Source organism: Roseobacter sp. EG26, assembly GCF_049830555.1.
Classification (GTDB): Bacteria; Pseudomonadota; Alphaproteobacteria; order Rhodobacterales; family Rhodobacteraceae; genus Roseobacter.
This window is the reverse complement of the sequence record NZ_JBNBLH010000001.1, coordinates 136783-151204: the sequence shown is the minus strand read 5'-3', so window position 1 is coordinate 151204 and position 14422 is coordinate 136783. Positions and strand designations below refer to the sequence as shown.

17 protein-coding genes are annotated in these 14422 nt (G+C 58.9%); 6 read left to right on the top strand and 11 right to left on the bottom strand.

The annotated features are described in order from the left end of the window. Positions 1–3 precede the first annotated feature (3 nt). From tolQ to ruvC, 6 genes are all read right to left on the bottom strand, one after another. The gene (gene tolQ / locus ACOTTU_RS00740; protein ID WP_298919722.1) at positions 4–699 is read right to left on the bottom strand and encodes a protein TolQ; all 696 of its coding nucleotides are present in this window, start codon (positions 697–699) and stop codon (positions 4–6) included. Positions 700–799: 100 nt separating this feature from the next. Beyond that, positions 800–1198, bottom strand: a complete 399-nt coding sequence (ybgC, locus tag ACOTTU_RS00735; RefSeq protein ID WP_425656427.1) for a tol-pal system-associated acyl-CoA thioesterase — start codon at positions 1196–1198, stop codon at positions 800–802. Between the two features lie 36 nt (positions 1199–1234). Continuing rightward, entirely contained in the window at positions 1235–1858 is a 624-nt protein-coding gene (locus ACOTTU_RS00730) for a hypothetical protein (protein ID WP_425655693.1), read from the bottom strand. A gap of 29 nt (positions 1859–1887) precedes the next feature. Continuing rightward, a complete protein-coding gene (ruvB, locus tag ACOTTU_RS00725; protein WP_425655692.1) occupies positions 1888–2910 on the bottom strand; it encodes a Holliday junction branch migration DNA helicase RuvB in 1023 nt (340 codons plus the stop codon). A 27-nt stretch (positions 2911–2937) separates the two neighbouring features. Continuing rightward, the gene (ruvA, locus tag ACOTTU_RS00720) at positions 2938–3600 is read right to left on the bottom strand and encodes a Holliday junction branch migration protein RuvA (RefSeq protein ID WP_425655691.1); all 663 of its coding nucleotides are present in this window, start codon (positions 3598–3600) and stop codon (positions 2938–2940) included. Continuing rightward, positions 3597–4103: a crossover junction endodeoxyribonuclease RuvC gene (ruvC, locus tag ACOTTU_RS00715; RefSeq protein ID WP_298919730.1), complete on the bottom strand. Its 507-nt coding sequence runs from the start codon at positions 4101–4103 to the stop codon at positions 3597–3599. The genes ruvA and ruvC overlap by 4 nt, the downstream gene beginning before the upstream one ends. Before the next feature lie 331 nt (positions 4104–4434). Here ruvC and ACOTTU_RS00710 point away from each other — a divergent pair, with 331 nt between their 5' ends. Continuing rightward, positions 4435–4653 carry a DUF1127 domain-containing protein gene (locus ACOTTU_RS00710; RefSeq protein WP_425655690.1) on the top strand — a complete coding sequence of 73 codons (219 nt, stop codon included), beginning with the start codon at positions 4435–4437 and terminating at the stop codon, positions 4651–4653. A 141-nt stretch (positions 4654–4794) separates the two neighbouring features. Here ACOTTU_RS00710 and ACOTTU_RS00705 read toward each other — a convergent pair whose 3' ends face one another. The 4 genes from ACOTTU_RS00705 to ACOTTU_RS00690 form a co-directional block, all read right to left on the bottom strand. Next, a complete protein-coding gene (locus ACOTTU_RS00705) occupies positions 4795–5139 on the bottom strand; it encodes a hypothetical protein (protein WP_425655689.1) in 345 nt (114 codons plus the stop codon). A 104-nt stretch (positions 5140–5243) separates the two neighbouring features. Next, positions 5244–6119, bottom strand: coding sequence for a 50S ribosomal protein L11 methyltransferase (locus ACOTTU_RS00700; protein ID WP_425655688.1), 876 nt, complete (start codon positions 6117–6119; stop codon positions 5244–5246). A gap of 126 nt (positions 6120–6245) precedes the next feature. After that, positions 6246–7487 (bottom strand): MFS transporter, encoded by a 1242-nt coding sequence (locus ACOTTU_RS00695; protein WP_425655687.1) that lies wholly within the window; start codon positions 7485–7487, stop codon positions 6246–6248. Positions 7488–7610: 123 nt separating this feature from the next. Next, entirely contained in the window at positions 7611–9806 is a 2196-nt protein-coding gene (locus ACOTTU_RS00690; protein WP_425655686.1) for a primosomal protein N', read from the bottom strand. 121 nt (positions 9807–9927) lie between these two features. Here ACOTTU_RS00690 and fsa point away from each other — a divergent pair, with 121 nt between their 5' ends. The 5 genes from fsa (at position 9928) to ACOTTU_RS00665 (ending at position 13846) form a co-directional block, all read left to right on the top strand. Then, positions 9928–10581 (top strand): fructose-6-phosphate aldolase, encoded by a 654-nt coding sequence (gene fsa, locus ACOTTU_RS00685; protein WP_298919741.1) that lies wholly within the window; start codon positions 9928–9930, stop codon positions 10579–10581. Positions 10582–10732: 151 nt separating this feature from the next. Next, positions 10733–11440 carry a DUF484 family protein gene (locus tag ACOTTU_RS00680; protein WP_425655685.1) on the top strand — a complete coding sequence of 236 codons (708 nt, stop codon included), beginning with the start codon at positions 10733–10735 and terminating at the stop codon, positions 11438–11440. After that, positions 11437–12357 carry a tyrosine recombinase XerC gene (locus ACOTTU_RS00675; protein WP_425655684.1) on the top strand — a complete coding sequence of 307 codons (921 nt, stop codon included), beginning with the start codon at positions 11437–11439 and terminating at the stop codon, positions 12355–12357. Before ACOTTU_RS00680 ends, ACOTTU_RS00675 begins: the two co-directional genes overlap by 4 nt. 112 nt (positions 12358–12469) lie before the next feature. Then, on the top strand, positions 12470–13054 hold the full coding sequence (locus tag ACOTTU_RS00670) for a cytochrome P460 family protein (protein WP_298919747.1): 585 nt from the start codon (positions 12470–12472) through the stop codon (positions 13052–13054). 93 nt (positions 13055–13147) lie between these two features. Then, entirely contained in the window at positions 13148–13846 is a 699-nt protein-coding gene (locus ACOTTU_RS00665; RefSeq protein WP_425655683.1) for a CDP-alcohol phosphatidyltransferase family protein, read from the top strand. A gap of 20 nt (positions 13847–13866) precedes the next feature. Here ACOTTU_RS00665 and ACOTTU_RS00660 read toward each other — a convergent pair whose 3' ends face one another. Next, complete coding sequence (locus ACOTTU_RS00660) at positions 13867–14322, bottom strand: methylated-DNA--[protein]-cysteine S-methyltransferase (RefSeq protein ID WP_425655682.1); 456 nt, start codon at positions 14320–14322, stop codon at positions 13867–13869. Between the last annotated feature and the right edge of the window lie 100 nt (positions 14323–14422).

The window sequence follows — 14422 nt, the reverse complement described above, 5'->3', positions numbered from 1 at the left end:
CGGTCAACTGTCCAACTGGCGGCTGAGGATGGTGGCGAACTCATCGGCGAAGGCTTCATAACCCGACAGGATCTTGTCGCAATCCGCACTCAGCTTGTTGTAAAAGATCACCGCCGGGATCGCGGCCAGCAGCCCCAGACCCGTGGCCAGCAGCGCCTCGGCAATGCCTGGTGCTACCACGGCCAGATTGGTATTCTGCTGTTCGGCAATCTCAATAAAAGCATTCATGATGCCCACCACCGTGCCGAAAAGCCCGATGAAGGGCGCGGAAGACCCAACCGTTGCCAGAACGGTCAACCCGCCACGCAGGTAATCCGCTTCCTTGTTGATCGCCACATCCATCGACCGGTCGATGCGCGAGGTCGCCCCCGCTATCAACCCGCCGTCATCGCGGTGCGAGCGTCGCCATTCGGTCATGCCGGCGGCGAAGATTTTTTCCGAACTGCCAGAGGGTGCCGGCCCCACGGTTTCAAACAGACCATCGAGCGGCTCCCCGGACCAGAAGGACTGGTCAAACTCGGCTGCCTCGGCGCGGGCTTTTCGATAGACGATCAGCTTCATCACGATGATCGACCATGACCAGAAGGAGGCAACAATCAACATGATCATCACAAGTTTGACGAGGAGTGTTGCGCGGGCAAACAGCCCCCAGAAGGAGAAATCAATCTCCTGCGCCAATGCTAGCGTTTCTGCTTCCATGATGCCTGCTCTTTAACTTTTCACCGCTCAGGGTCGTTTAGCCGACCTCAATTTCACGCGATTCTAGCGAAGAACAACCAGGATTGCTATCACTATGCTGTCAGGAGGGGTCGCTAATCGGCATTGAGCGGAGTTTTGCTGGCAATCTGCTGGGCTTTCCATTGGCCCCGATGCAGGCGATTGTGACTTTCGCGGCAAAAATCAGCGCCTCTTGCCGAAGCACATTCTGAGCCATGACCATGCGCGCAGGCGTGAGCTGGATCAGCCTTGTCTGCACCTCCAGCGCGTCATCAAACAGCGCGGGCTGGACATAATCAGCCTCAACGCGCCTGACCGCGAAAACGTTTCCCTCAGCCTTCATCGCCAGTTGGTCAATCCCGATCTCACGCACCCAATCGCTGCGCGCGCGCTCAATATAGCGCAGATAATTGGCGTAATAGACAATGCCTGCCATATCGGTGTCTTCATAGTAAACGCGAATGGGAAACCGGTGCATCAGATATCCTTTGTCCGGTGATCGGACAGTTGATCCCGGTTATTGCATTTGCCCGATGCGCGCGGCAAGCCTCAGAGCATGGCTCGGATCGCGCGCGCAAGCGGGCAGGACCGGATCATAGGCGGCACGGATCAACGTGGAAATTTCCGGTCGCAGGATCGTCTTGCCTCCCAGCACCGCCAAAGGTGAGGTCGTGCGAAAGGCGGTATCCGACCACAGAAGGATGGATTGCACGATCTGGCTCAGCGCCAGTGTTTCCGCAGGTACAGCGCTCAGTTCCGCATCCATGCGCAGGAACACAAAACAGGCTTTGATGGCCTCATTCGGGTCAAAATGGAGAATCCGGTATTGATTGGCATCCGCCGCCTTGAGCTTGTCGAGCAGCGGCCCGAGTTCGGGAATGAGCCGATCAAGATCGGGCACCTGGGGCAATTCATCCCATTCGCGGAAAAAGAAGATCATCAGGTTGCTGCCCAATTCAGGGTCCGTCTCGGCCATTTTGTGACCCGAAAGAACCATGACCGCCTCCAAGGCGCCCTTGACCACGGCCAGCGTTTCATCGGTCACACCAAAGACAATCGGCGCGATAGGTCTGCCCCAGCGCGCAAAGTAGTAGGCGCCGGTTTCACGGGTGAACAATGCTTCAATGTCATCTGCTTGCATCAATGGTGCACTCTTCTTGAGAGGGTCAGTCAGCGTCCAAACAGGTCGCTCTGCGATTTGGGGGGCGTCAAGCCGAGATGGCTCCAGCCTTTTTGCGCCAGCATCCGCCCGCGCGGGGTCCGCTGAATCAACCCTTGTTGCAGCAGGAAGGGTTCAATCACCTCTTCCAGCGCATCACGGCTTTCACTCAAGGCCGCACTCATGGTCTCAATACCCACTGGGCCACCTGCGTAGTTCTCTGCAATCAACCGCAGATAACGCCGGTCCGCGCCGTCAAGCCCCAGATGATCGACCCCGAGGCGGGTCAAGGCCATATCCGCCAGTTCACGGGTCACCCGACCATCCCCTTCGACGATGGCGAAATCCACCACGCGGCGCAGCAACCGCCCTGCAATGCGCGGCGTGCCCCGGGCGCGGCGGGCAATCTCTCGCGCGCCGCTTTCATCGGCAGGCGCGCCCAGCTTTCGGGCATTTCGATCAATGATGATGAACAATTCATCTTCGGTATAAAACTGCAAACGCGTCGGAATGCCGAAGCGGTCACGCAAGGGCGTGGTCAGCAAACCCATCCGGGTCGTGGCCCCCACCAGCGTGAACGGTTGCAACTCAATCCGCACGGTACGTGCGGCGGGCCCCTCCCCGATGATCAGATCCAGTTCGAAATCTTCCAGCGCGGGGTAAAGTACCTCTTCAACCGCCGGATTGAGCCGGTGAATTTCGTCAATGAACAAGACGTCGCGTGCCTCTAGGTTGGTCAGAATGGCCGCCAGATCACCGGCTTTGGCCAGAACCGGCCCGCTGGTCATGCGGAACCCCACGCCCAGCTCGCGCGCCATGATCTGCGCCAGCGTGGTCTTGCCCAGCCCCGGCGGGCCATGGAACAGCGTGTGATCCATCGCTTCGCCACGCTGCCGGGCAGATTGGATAAAAACACGTAAATTGGCGCGCGCCTCCGCCTGCCCGACGAATTCCTCCAGCATCTGCGGGCGCAGGGCACGATCCACATCCTCTGGCAATGGTTCCGGCCGCACGGTGGGATCAATGTCGCTCATCTGCTCTCCTGCAAGGCTCAGGTCCCCTTAGTTCTTTGGTGCCAGAAGTTTCAAGGCCGCGCGGATCAGTGCTGGTGTCTGTGCATCGGGGTTTTCTCCCGCCGCTTGCGCAACGGCTCCCGCGGCATCACCGGGCGCATAGCCCAGATTGGCCAGCGCCGAGAGAGCATCGGCCTGCGACGACGCAGTTACCGGCGCTGCGGATGCCGTTTGCACCATCGTTGGTTCAATCACCTCTGCGGGCACATCGCCGGTTGCAGCCGTCAATCCCCCCGACATCGCCATAATGCCCGGAGCCTTGTCCTTGAGATCAAGCACAACCCGCTGCGCAATCTTTGGCCCGACGCCTTTCGCCGCTTTGACCGCATTCCAGTCCCCCAGAGCGATGGCGCGGCTCACACCGTCCGGACCCAACGTTCCGAGAATTGCCAGCGACGCTTTGGCACCCACCCCTTGAACGGAGGTCAGCAACCGATGCCATTCCTTTTCCGCCAGTGTCGCAAAGCCAAATAGCTGCAGCACGTCCTCGCGCACCAGCAGGTCGGTAAAAAGCGCAACCGCCTCACCCGGGCCGGGCAGGCTGGCCAATGTGCGCTCCGAACAATAGACGAGATAGCCGACCCCACGCACGTCGACCAACAGGTGATCGGTGCTCTTGTAATCGATGCGCCCCGCGATCTTGCCAATCATGCGCCCGCCCTTTCGATGGCCGCTCGCAGACCATCGGCACCGCTGTAATGAGCATGACAGATTGCGATCGCCAGCGCGTCAGCCGCATCCGGTCCGGCAATTTCCGCACCGGGCAATTGCATCCGCACCATGTGCAGAACCTGGCCCTTATCAGCATGGCCGACACCCACAACAGCCTTCTTGACCTTGTTGGGGGCATATTCGCCGATGACCAGCCCAGCCTGCGCCGGCACCAGCATGGCAATCCCGCGCGCCTGCCCCAGTTTCAGCGTACCTGCTCCGTCCTTATTCACGAAGGTCTGTTCCACGGCCGCTTCCTGTGGGCCAAATTGTGCGATGATACGGGTCAATTGCCCGTGCAATGACAAAAGCCGCTGCGCCAGATCATCTCCCTTGGAGACACAAATGCCGTTCGCGACGTGAGAAACCTTGCTTCCCACAACGTCAACGACGCCCCAGCCAAGGTTTCGCAACCCCGGATCGATGCCGATTACCCGTATCATAGGCCCTGCCCTGACATTTTGTTTCTTATTTTACGCATTAGCACGAAAGGCGAACACGGGCCAAGCGCTTCCTTTTTTCCAGCTCGCAGAGAAGACCTATGCGCTGGCAGCGTCCTTGAGGCCGGAAAACGGCATTTCCAAGTCTGTTTTCGACGCGTCATGTCAATCTATTTCTTTTTGTTTACCATGGGTTAACCGCATTTTCGACCTATGCAAATAGCGCATATCAAACATGCGTTTTCTCACCTTGCTCAACTTTCAGACAGGTCCTATCTGCCCCTCATCACACACCGGCAAGACCGGTTCACATTCAAAACTAAGGACGGCTACAATGGCTTTTTTTGACACCACCCGCACCACATACGGCACTGCATCTGTTGTAAGCCGTTTCTTCGGCTTCCTGAACGACACGATCTCTTCGGTTGTTGCCTGGAACGATGCGCGCGTTACCCGCAATGCGCTGAGCTCTCTGTCTGATCGTGAATTGGACGATATCGGGCTGAGCCGTTCCGACATCGATTATGTCGCAGACAGCAACATCATTCGCTAAGGCGCAGGTCTAAACAATCACGCGCTAAAAGGAAAAGCCGCTTCTCCGACAATCGGAGAAGCGGCTTTTTTAACAAATGAACACCTTTGGAGGGACGTTCGTTCACACACTCGAACAGCCGAGAGAGCCGTTCGTACTCATTCAGGGCAGCGCTTTGGTAATGTTCTCCGCCAGGTAGCGCGAAACGGGGTCAGCTTGCATCGCCCATCCGGCTGCGCGTTCAAAAACGGTCCCGTCGGCGAGGGCTTCGACCCGGCTTTCATAGATGCCAAGGCCTGTCGACGCCATCATCAGGGATTTAAATACCAGAACACCCGCTACGGTAAAAACGATTGCGCGGGGCCGGATCGGAAATCTCGCGCGTTTGGGCTCAACGGTGATCAACCCGTCATCACCAAGCTTTGCGACATAGCCCCGTGCCAGCTGACGGTGCTTATCACTCACCACGGCAATGCGTTTTTCGAATTGAGCGAATGTATCGGACATCACACTCTCCTGACCATCAGGCCCCCACCCGACTACGATCGAAATTGATTGGAATGCATGACAAATTCAAGGCAAATTGGCCAAATGTGGCAAAACTGGGGCGATTAAGGCAGTTCTCTACTTAAAGTAAGCGTTGTCCAGTCAACAATCTCATCCCGACTTACGAGATTGATGCCAACTTGCGCATAAACCGCAATGATATCATCGGCCTGCTCATTCAGAATACCGGACAGAATCGCGTATCCGCCGGGTCTGAGATGATTTGCCATTTCCGGTGCCAGCGCGACCAGCGGACCTTTGAGAATGTTAGCAAAAACCAGATCGAAGGGACGCGCGCTCCGCAAATCCGGATGATCAAACCCGGCGGCTTCAAGGCAGGAAATACGATCCTCAAGCCCATTGGCGCTGGCGTTCGCCCGCGCTACCTCGACAGCCACCTCATCAATATCGCTGGCAAGCACATGTATCGGCCAGAGCCGCGCCGCCGCCATGGCCAGCACCGCAGTACCACATCCGATATCTGCAACCTGCTGCCCCTGAAACCCGGTCTCTGCCAATCGGTCCAGCGCCTTCAGGCAACCCAGCGTCGTGCCGTGGTGGCCGGTACCGAACGCCATTGCGGCCTCGATCAACAGCGGCTCAACGCCTTCGGGAACCTTATCGGCATCATGCGCCCCGTAGACGAAAAACCGACCTGCTTCGACAGGGGCGAGTTCACGACGCACATGGGCAACCCAATCGGTTTCCGGCAGCTCGGATATCACGAAAGGGTTGGCACCCATCGCCGTTGTCAGCAGGGTCAGCGCGGTGTCGTCAGGGCTTTCGGTGAAATACCCGCCCACTTCCCAAAGGCCAGAATCGTCTTCGACCTCAAAGACCCCAATCCCGGTGGGTTCAGGATCCAGATGCGCCATTGCATCGCCCAGTTTTTCGGCGGCGGCTTTTCCGGTCACGGTGGTCAGGGCGGTGAAGGTTGGCATCAGCGTCTCCGGGATTTTCCTGATCGCCTAGGGCCAGCGCTTGCGAAGGTCAAGCAGACAACCCGCGGGTGGGCCGCGCCCGCGCATCGGAATTACCGGAGAGGCAGCTCTTGTAACGCCGGTTTTTCACTCCGCGGCAGCGGTTATTCTGCCGGAAAAGACCGTCTCATTGCCCTTTTCGGGATGGCGGGGGATCAAGGTGGCAAGCGTCAGGGACACGCTGGCCATGCCCGCCGCCAGCAAAAACACCGCAGCAGGCGAGACCAGCCACAAAAGCCCCAGCAGGACCGGCAAAAACACTGCCGCAATATGGTTGATGGTAAAGGCCACGGCAGCAGTGGGCGCGATGTCACCAGGATCGCTGATTTTCTGGAAATAGGTCTTCATGGCCAATGCGAGGCCGAAAAACATGTGATCGATCACATAGAGGAAGGCCGCAACATGAAAGCTCCAGTCAAAGAAGTAGACGCCACCGTAGGCCAGAAAGACGCAGACAAGCCCAGTGTATTCGAAAACGAGCGCGTTGCGCTCGCCGAACCGGGCCACAATATGCCCAAGGAAAGGTGCCACGCACATGTTGATCACGAGGTTTATGAGATAGAGGCCGACAACTTCATGCACCTCGAAGCCGAATTTTTCGACCATCATGAAACCGGCGAAAACCATGAATATCTGCCGCCGCGCGCCGGACATGAACTGCAGCGCGTAGTAGAGCCAATAGCGCCGCCGCAGGACCATTTTCTTGATCTGCGGATGTGGCGCTTCGAACTGCGGGTAGACCAGCAGGGCAAACAGGCCGATGGCGCAGGTGATCCCGCCGCCCACCATGAAGACAAGGTTATAGGTCAGCCCCAGGGGCTCCCAGAGGATCATGATGATGAAATAAACGATGAATGTCGCCGCAGAGGCGGTGGCCATGATCCACCCCAATATCTGTGGGGCACGGTCCTTGGGCAGCCATTGCAACTGCAGCGACTGGTTGACGGTCTCGTAATAGTGAAACCCCACCGAACTGAGAAAGGTCAGGATCAGGATGCCGGTCAGTTGCGGGAACTGCGCGGTCAAAGCCGTGGCCGCCCCCAGCAGCATGAGCGATACGAGGCCCAGCACCTGTTCGCGCATGAAAATGATGACCGCGATCACGCCGACGGCAAGAAAGCCCGGGATTTCCCGCACCGTATGCAGCAACCCGATGTCCGCGCCGTCGAATGACGCCATTTCCTTCACGAAATTATTCAGCAGCGCATACCATGTGTAAAACGCAACCGGCATGGCAAACGCCATCAAGAACAAAAGCGTCGTGGGGCGACGCCAGAGCGGCAGGCCCTGCGCCACATCCAGCGCCATGATATTACGAAGCGGAGACATATGAGAGCCTTATGCCTTTTGCCGCGCTTTGGCGAGGTGCAAAAAGGCACAACCAAACAGGCTCAAATGCACTCTTCGGCAGAGCGTGGTCGTCGCCACGGGGCGTTCAGACTGCAATTGTGGTCAGTAGAAACTCTGCGGGTCGATATCCACGGCCAGTCGCAGGTCGCCCTTCAGCGGCACCTGCGCGACCCAGCGGGCCAGCGCGTCTTGTAAGGGTGCCGATTTTTCCGCCTTGACCAGCAATCTGACACGGTGCCGCCCGCGCACGCGCGCGATGGGGGCTGGCGCAGGCCCAAAAACCTGCGCACCGATCGACCGCAGCGGCGCATCCTGACGGGCCAGCAGATTGCCCGCATCAAAGACTTTCGCAACATCCGGCCCGCTGAGGATGATACCTGCCATGCGCCCGTAGGGCGGCACGCCCGCCGCTTCCCGCTCGCGCGCTTCCGCCGCCCAGAAACGGTCTTCATCACCCGCCAGAATAGCGCGGATCACGGGGTGTTCGGGCTGGTAGGTCTGCAAAAGCGCTGTACCGGGTTTCTCCGCCCGTCCGGCCCGGCCCGCCACTTGCCGCATCAGTTGAAATGTCCGTTCCGCCGCGCGCAGATCCGACCCCTGCAGGCCCAGATCAGCATCAATCACCCCAACCAGTGTGAGTTTGGGGAAATTGTGCCCCTTGGCCACCAGTTGCGTGCCGATGATGATGTCGGCGGCCCCTTCGGCGATCCCTTCGATCTCCGCCTTCAAAGCCCGCGCGGAGCCGTACATGTCCGAACTCAGGGTTGCGATCCGCGCATCGGGGAAAAGGGCGGCTGCTTCTTCGCCCAGACGCTCAACCCCCGGACCGACCGGGGCCAGACGTCCTTCGGCATCGCAGGAGGGGCAAATCGTGGGCATGGGTTTGGTCTCGCCGCACTGATGGCAGACCAGCCGCTTGAGGAACCGGTGCTCGACCATGCGCGCGTCACAATCGTCACAGCCGATCTGGTGCCCGCACGCCCGGCAAAGCGTGATCGGCGCATAGCCCCGGCGGTTGATGAAAAGCAGCGATTGTTCGCCAGCCGCCAGCCGCGCCTCAACCTGCGTCTTCAACTGCTCAGACACCCAGCGATCGGAGGGCAACCCCTCCGAACGCATATCAAGCGCACGCATTTCCGGCATGACCGCCGGACCAAAGCGGGAGGTCAGTTCCAGCCGGTTGTATTTGCCCGCCTGCGCATTGGCCCAGCTTTCCAGACTGGGTGTGGCCGAGGCCAACACCACCTGCGCCCCGCAGATCGAGGCACGCAGCACCGCCATGTCGCGCGCATTGTAAAGCACGCCCTCTTCCTGCTTGTAGGACGTGTCATGCTCTTCATCGACCACGATCAGACCGAGATTCTGAAACGGCAAAAACAGCGCCGAACGCGCGCCAATGACCAGTTGCGCTTTACCTTGCCCGACCATGCGCCAGATGCGCCTGCGTTCTGTCATCGTAGCACCGGAATGCCATTCCGCCGGTTTGGCGCCAAAGCGTTCCTGAACCCGAGTGAGGAATTCCGCCGTCAAGGCAATCTCCGGCAACAGCACAAGCGCCTGCCGCCCCGCGCGCAAGGCAGCCGCGACCGCTTCGAGGTAAACTTCGGTCTTGCCCGATCCGGTCACCCCGCGCAGCAGGGTTGTGCCGTATTTTTCTGATCGTACCGCGTGCGATAGCTGTGCGGCACCTTCGGTCTGTTCGTCGGTCAATTCCTTGCCGGGCAGGTCAGGATCAAGCCGCGCAAAGGGCAGATCACGGGGGCTGTCCTCTTCCGCGACCGCCCCTTGCGCCACCAGCCCCTTGACCACCGAAGGGCCAACCCCGGCCATCTCCGCCAGTTCCTTGAGCGTGAAAGCCAGATCACCGTAAGCGCTGAGCGCGTCCAGAACCTTGCGGCGTGCGGCGGTCATTTTATCCGGCTCACCCGGTCCGCGACGGTAAATCTTGCGCATCGACGGCGGGTCACCCAAGCCCGGCGCACGGGTTGCCAGACGCAGCATCGCGGGCATGGGCGTCAGGGTATAATCTGCCGCGCGCTCCAGAAAACTGCGCATTTCCGCGCGCATGGGAGCCGCATCAAGTACCCGGATCACCGATCTGATCTTTGAAAGGTCGTAGTCGCCCTTGCCCGCCCCCCAAACGACACCGATGACCTTGCGCGGGCCCAGCGGCACCTCTACAAAAGCGCCCAGATGGCACCCGCCTTCAGGGGCGCGGTAGTCCAGCGCACGCCCCAAAGGCTGCGTGGTGAGCACGCCGACCAGGTCTCCAGGATCGTAGAATTGCGGCAGACTCAACGCGGGCGCTCCGAAAAATATGGGCAATTGAGGGTTTAAGCATCGCAGATCATGCGGTAAAGCCAAGCGCAAGAGTGAAACATGTTAGCGTTCACATAACTCTTTGAAAGGAACTGCACCGATGAAATTCTTTGTCGACACAGCCGACACACAAGCGATTAGCGAACTCAACGATCTGGGCATGGTCGACGGGGTGACGACGAACCCTTCGCTGATCCTCAAATCGGGCCGGGATATTCTAGAGGTGACCAAGGAGATTTGCGGGATCGTAGAAGGCCCCGTAAGCGCCGAAGTGGTCGCAATGGAAGCCGAAGCGATGATCGCCGAGGGGCGCAAGTTGGCCGAGATCGCGCCCAATATCACCGTCAAACTGCCCCTGACATGGGACGGCCTGAAGGCCTGTAAAGTGCTGTCTGGTGAAGGTAAAATGGTCAACGTGACGCTATGCTTTTCGGCCAATCAGGCGCTTTTGGCGGCCAAGGCGGGGGCCACATTCATCAGCCCGTTCATCGGGCGTCTGGACGATATCAACCTCGATGGCATGGACCTTATTCAGGACATCCGCACGATCTACGACAACTACGGCTTTGAGACCGAAATCCTTGCGGCCTCCATCCGGTCCGTCAATCACGTACAGGAAGCTGCCCTGATCGGTGCCGACGTCATGACGGCGCCCCCGGAGGTGATCAAGAAACTCGCGTCGCACCCGCTGACCGATAAAGGCCTGGAACAGTTCATGGCCGATTGGGCCAAAACCGGCCAGAACATCCTCTGAACCCGCAAAACGCTGCAAGATCGGCCAACGCCTCATCGGGCGTTGGCACAGAATGGCAACACCCAAGGACAGGTTGCGCCAACTTTCCAATTTCATGGCAGATTTGAGATGAAGCCCGTGCTATAAGTCTCGAAAAAATAAAGAGCATGTCATGAGCAGCAACCCAAAAATCGAAGACGCCCTGCGAGAGGCGATCATCTCGCAACCCGATGTCATTCTCAACGACAAGGACCTGATGAACGCTCTGGTCGCCGCCAACGAAAGGTCCATGGGCGCAAATATTGTCGATCTGCGCGGCATCGCGATGGAGCGCATGGAAACGCGGTTGGACCGTCTGGAAGACACCCATCGCTCGGTCATTGCCGCCGCTTACGAAAACCTCGCCGGCACCAATCAGATTCACCGCGCTATATTGCGCCTTCTCGATCCAGCAGCATTCGAGGGCTTTCTTGAGAACCTCAGTGGTGAGGTTGCCGAGATATTGCGCGTCGATGCAGTTCGGCTCGTGCTGGAAACCGCTCAAGATGACATGGATCTGGTTCTGAAGTCCCTTGGGGAGGTTGTGGCGGCCACGGAACCGGGGTTCGTGGAAGATTACGTCACTCAGGGCCGCCCCGGCGGATCGCGACAGGTCACGCTGCGCCAGGTACAGAATGCATCGGCGGAGATTTACGGGGAGAAATCCGATTGGATCAGATCAGAAGCCTGCCTGAGACTTGATTTTGGCAACGGCCGCCTTCCAGGCATGCTGGTGCTGGGCGCGGAAGACCCGCATATGTTCGGGCCTCAGCAGGGCACGGATCTTCTGGTCTTTTTCACCGGCGTATTTGAAAGGGTGATGCGCCGCTGGCTGTCATGAGCCTGATCAGCCCCGCCGCCCGCGATGCTCTGGCCACCTGGCTGGATCACCAACGTGCTCTCAAGGGCGCATCCGAAAACACGGTGATCGCCTACCAGGGCGATGTGACAGAGTTCTTGGCCTTCATCACCGAATACAAATCTGAAAGTCAGGGACTGTCTGCCTTGGCGCGGATCAGTGTGACAGACATGCGCGCATGGATGGCGCGCACGCGCGGCGCTGGCATCGGGGCACGTTCGCTCGCCCGAAAGCTCTCTGCTGTCAAAGCGTTTTACCGCTGGCTGTCGGAGCGCGAAGGCTTCGAGCCCACCGCGGTGCTTTCGACGCGGGCGCCGAAGTTTCAAAAGAAGCTGCCGCGCCCCTTGGCGGTGTCGGCGGCAAAGGATCTGATCGACGCCATCGAAATGCAATCTGAAAAGCCATGGGTTGCCGCCCGCGACGTGGCCGTCGTCACTCTGCTTTGGGGTTGTGGGCTTCGCATCTCTGAAGCCCTGGGCTTGACCGGGGGGGACGCACCGCTGCCGGATGTCTTGAGGATCATCGGCAAGGGCGACAAGGAACGGATTGTTCCGGTTGTACCCGCCGCGCGAAGCGCCGTGGATGCCTACATCAGGCTTTGCCCCTACCCGATGGGCGCGCGCGCGCCGCTCTTTCGCGCGGTTCGGGGTGGCCCGCTGGCCCCGGGCGCCATTCAGAAGGTGATGGCACGGGGACGCATGCAACTTGGGCTGCCGGCCACGGCCACCCCCCATGCCATGCGCCACAGCTTTGCCACCCATCTGCTGGATGCGGGCGGCGATCTGCGCGCCATTCAGGAATTGCTGGGACATGCCTCGTTGTCGACAACCCAGGCCTACACAGCCGTCGACACCGCCCGCCTGATGGAAGTCTACGACCGGGCGCATCCCAAAGCTTGAAACGACTTTCACAGTATTGTGCACGAACGTTTACTGCATTCACGGCAGAAATCGTGCAACCCTCGATGCGCGGCATTCGGCCGCATGTAAAAATCATCACCTGAGGGACCCTATGACACGTTTCAGCCTAGCCATTTCCGCCATGGCCTTTTCCTTGACTGCCACAGCGGGATACGCTGCGGATTGCCCCGTAGATGTTGAAAGCGCCTTTGATCTCGATGAGACACAGGTGGTGGCCCTCTATGATTGTGTGAAAGACGCGATGGCGACAGGCTATGCCAAACAGGGTGACGAAATTGGCAGCAACTATCGCAGCTGGGCCGTGACCTCGACACGCCCCGCCGTTGCGGGCCCTCATGGCAACCGTTTGCTTCAGACATTCGCCAATGACGTTGCCGCCGAGCAATACCTCAAGTTCGCCGAGGAGGGCGTGGAAATGCCCGTCGGCTCTATTCTCGCCAAGGAAAGCATCACCATCAGCAAAAAGAAAAAGGCGGCCCGGCCCGGCCCGCTGTTCATCATGACCAAGCTGGCAGCAGGTGGAGCGCCCGAGACGGATGACTGGCTCTATGGCGGTCTGCAGCCCAACGGCAAACCGATGAAGTTCAAACAGTCCTTCTGTCACGACTGCCATACCGGTTGGGAAGATCAGGACTCGCTGGCCTATCCGCTCGAAGAAGTGCGTATCAGCCAGTAACTCAAGAGATTTTTTGAATATTCAAGGTCCATCGTTCCGCGCGGTGGGCCTTTTCCTTTTGCATCCGATCTCCGCATGCGGCAAGAACAGGACATGACACTACGACTACGCGCGCTTGGCGTGCATCTTCTTACTGCCACAGGTGCCGTCTTTGCGATGCTGGCGATGCTGGCCGCGGTCGATGCCAAATGGGATCTGATGTTCCTGTGGCTGGTGGTCGCGTTTTTCGTAGATGGGATCGATGGGCCGCTGGCCCGGCAATATAATGTCAAAACCAATGCGCCCGAATTTGACGGGGTGCTGCTGGATCTGATCATCGACTACCTGACTTACGTGTTCATTCCAGCCTTTGCGCTCTTCAAATCCGGCTTGATGGATGGGTGGACAGGCTGGTTCGCCATTATCATCATCACCTTCGCATCGGCGATGTATTTTGCAGACACGCGGATGAAAACAAAGGATAATTCCTTTTCAGGATTCCCCGGCTGCTGGAATATGCTGGTGCTGGTCATCTTTGCCCTGCAACCTAACTTCTGGGTGTCACTGGCCTTGGTAACCGTTCTTGCGGTCGCCATGTTCCTGCCCCTCAAATTCGTGCACCCGGTTCGCACGGAGAGATGGCGCCCGGTGACCCTGCCCGTTGCAATGGCCTGGACGTTCTTTGCCGGATGGGCCGCCTGGGTGGATTTTCACCCGCAAAGCTGGGCGCATTGGGGGCTGGTTGCCACATCAGTGTATTTGCTGGGGGCGGGCGTGGCGCAGCAACTGCTCTCAAAGACCCGCGAAATCTGATTTCCGGAGCCGCTGTTGTTTCAGATCAACAGGCCCGCAGCCTTTTCGTGGCGTAGCAGCGCCACCTTTGTCTCAACGCCGCCAGCGCCGGAGAATCCTGTCAGACCCTTCGCCCCCATGACACGGTGGCACGGGATGACAATCGGAATGGGATTGCCGCCGCAAGCCTGCCCTACAGATTGCGCTGGCACATTCAGTGCCTTGGCAATGTCGCCGTAGGTGCAGGTATCCCCAAACGGGATGGCGTAAATCGCATCACAAACATCGCGCTGAAATTTCGAAGCTTCAACGCGCAGCGGCAGCTCGAACACCTCGCGCGTTCCCGCATCGTATTCGGCAATCTGGCGCACGGCCCTGCGGAGCAACGGCGTGTCATCATTCCGCGCCGTCTTACCCCAGCGAATGGTGACGATGGCATCATCTTTTTCGACGACAACCAGCGTTCCGAATTGCGTATCAACACTTGCTTCAAACATGCCTCAAGTCTGTCTCAATCAGGCTCTCGCGACAACCCGGATCATGAGCCTAATGACGTTGACTTTTCCGCAGTGATCAGGGTGCGCCGGAAGGCAGCGC

What these genes read in the sequence shown, in the direction of transcription:
- tolQ (WP_298919722.1), bottom strand. Translation starts at nt 699, where the DNA reads ATGGAAGCAGAAACGCTAGCATTGGCGCAGGAGATTGATTTCTCCTTC.
- ACOTTU_RS00670 (WP_298919747.1), top strand. Translation starts at nt 12,470, where the DNA reads ATGACACGTTTCAGCCTAGCCATTTCCGCCATGGCCTTTTCCTTGACT.
- ACOTTU_RS00660 (WP_425655682.1), bottom strand. Translation starts at nt 14,322, where the DNA reads ATGTTTGAAGCAAGTGTTGATACGCAATTCGGAACGCTGGTTGTCGTC.
- ACOTTU_RS00705 (WP_425655689.1), bottom strand. Translation starts at nt 5,139, where the DNA reads ATGTCCGATACATTCGCTCAATTCGAAAAACGCATTGCCGTGGTGAGT.
- fsa (WP_298919741.1), top strand. Translation starts at nt 9,928, where the DNA reads ATGAAATTCTTTGTCGACACAGCCGACACACAAGCGATTAGCGAACTC.
- ACOTTU_RS00695 (WP_425655687.1), bottom strand. Translation starts at nt 7,487, where the DNA reads ATGTCTCCGCTTCGTAATATCATGGCGCTGGATGTGGCGCAGGGCCTG.
- ACOTTU_RS00680 (WP_425655685.1), top strand. Translation starts at nt 10,733, where the DNA reads ATGAGCAGCAACCCAAAAATCGAAGACGCCCTGCGAGAGGCGATCATC.
- ACOTTU_RS00710 (WP_425655690.1), top strand. Translation starts at nt 4,435, where the DNA reads ATGGCTTTTTTTGACACCACCCGCACCACATACGGCACTGCATCTGTT.
- ruvC (WP_298919730.1), bottom strand. Translation starts at nt 4,103, where the DNA reads ATGATACGGGTAATCGGCATCGATCCGGGGTTGCGAAACCTTGGCTGG.
- ruvB (WP_425655692.1), bottom strand. Translation starts at nt 2,910, where the DNA reads ATGAGCGACATTGATCCCACCGTGCGGCCGGAACCATTGCCAGAGGAT.
- ACOTTU_RS00700 (WP_425655688.1), bottom strand. Translation starts at nt 6,119, where the DNA reads ATGCCAACCTTCACCGCCCTGACCACCGTGACCGGAAAAGCCGCCGCC.
- ACOTTU_RS00675 (WP_425655684.1), top strand. Translation starts at nt 11,437, where the DNA reads ATGAGCCTGATCAGCCCCGCCGCCCGCGATGCTCTGGCCACCTGGCTG.
- ACOTTU_RS00730 (WP_425655693.1), bottom strand. Translation starts at nt 1,858, where the DNA reads ATGCAAGCAGATGACATTGAAGCATTGTTCACCCGTGAAACCGGCGCC.
- ACOTTU_RS00665 (WP_425655683.1), top strand. Translation starts at nt 13,148, where the DNA reads ATGACACTACGACTACGCGCGCTTGGCGTGCATCTTCTTACTGCCACA.
- ruvA (WP_425655691.1), bottom strand. Translation starts at nt 3,600, where the DNA reads ATGATTGGCAAGATCGCGGGGCGCATCGATTACAAGAGCACCGATCAC.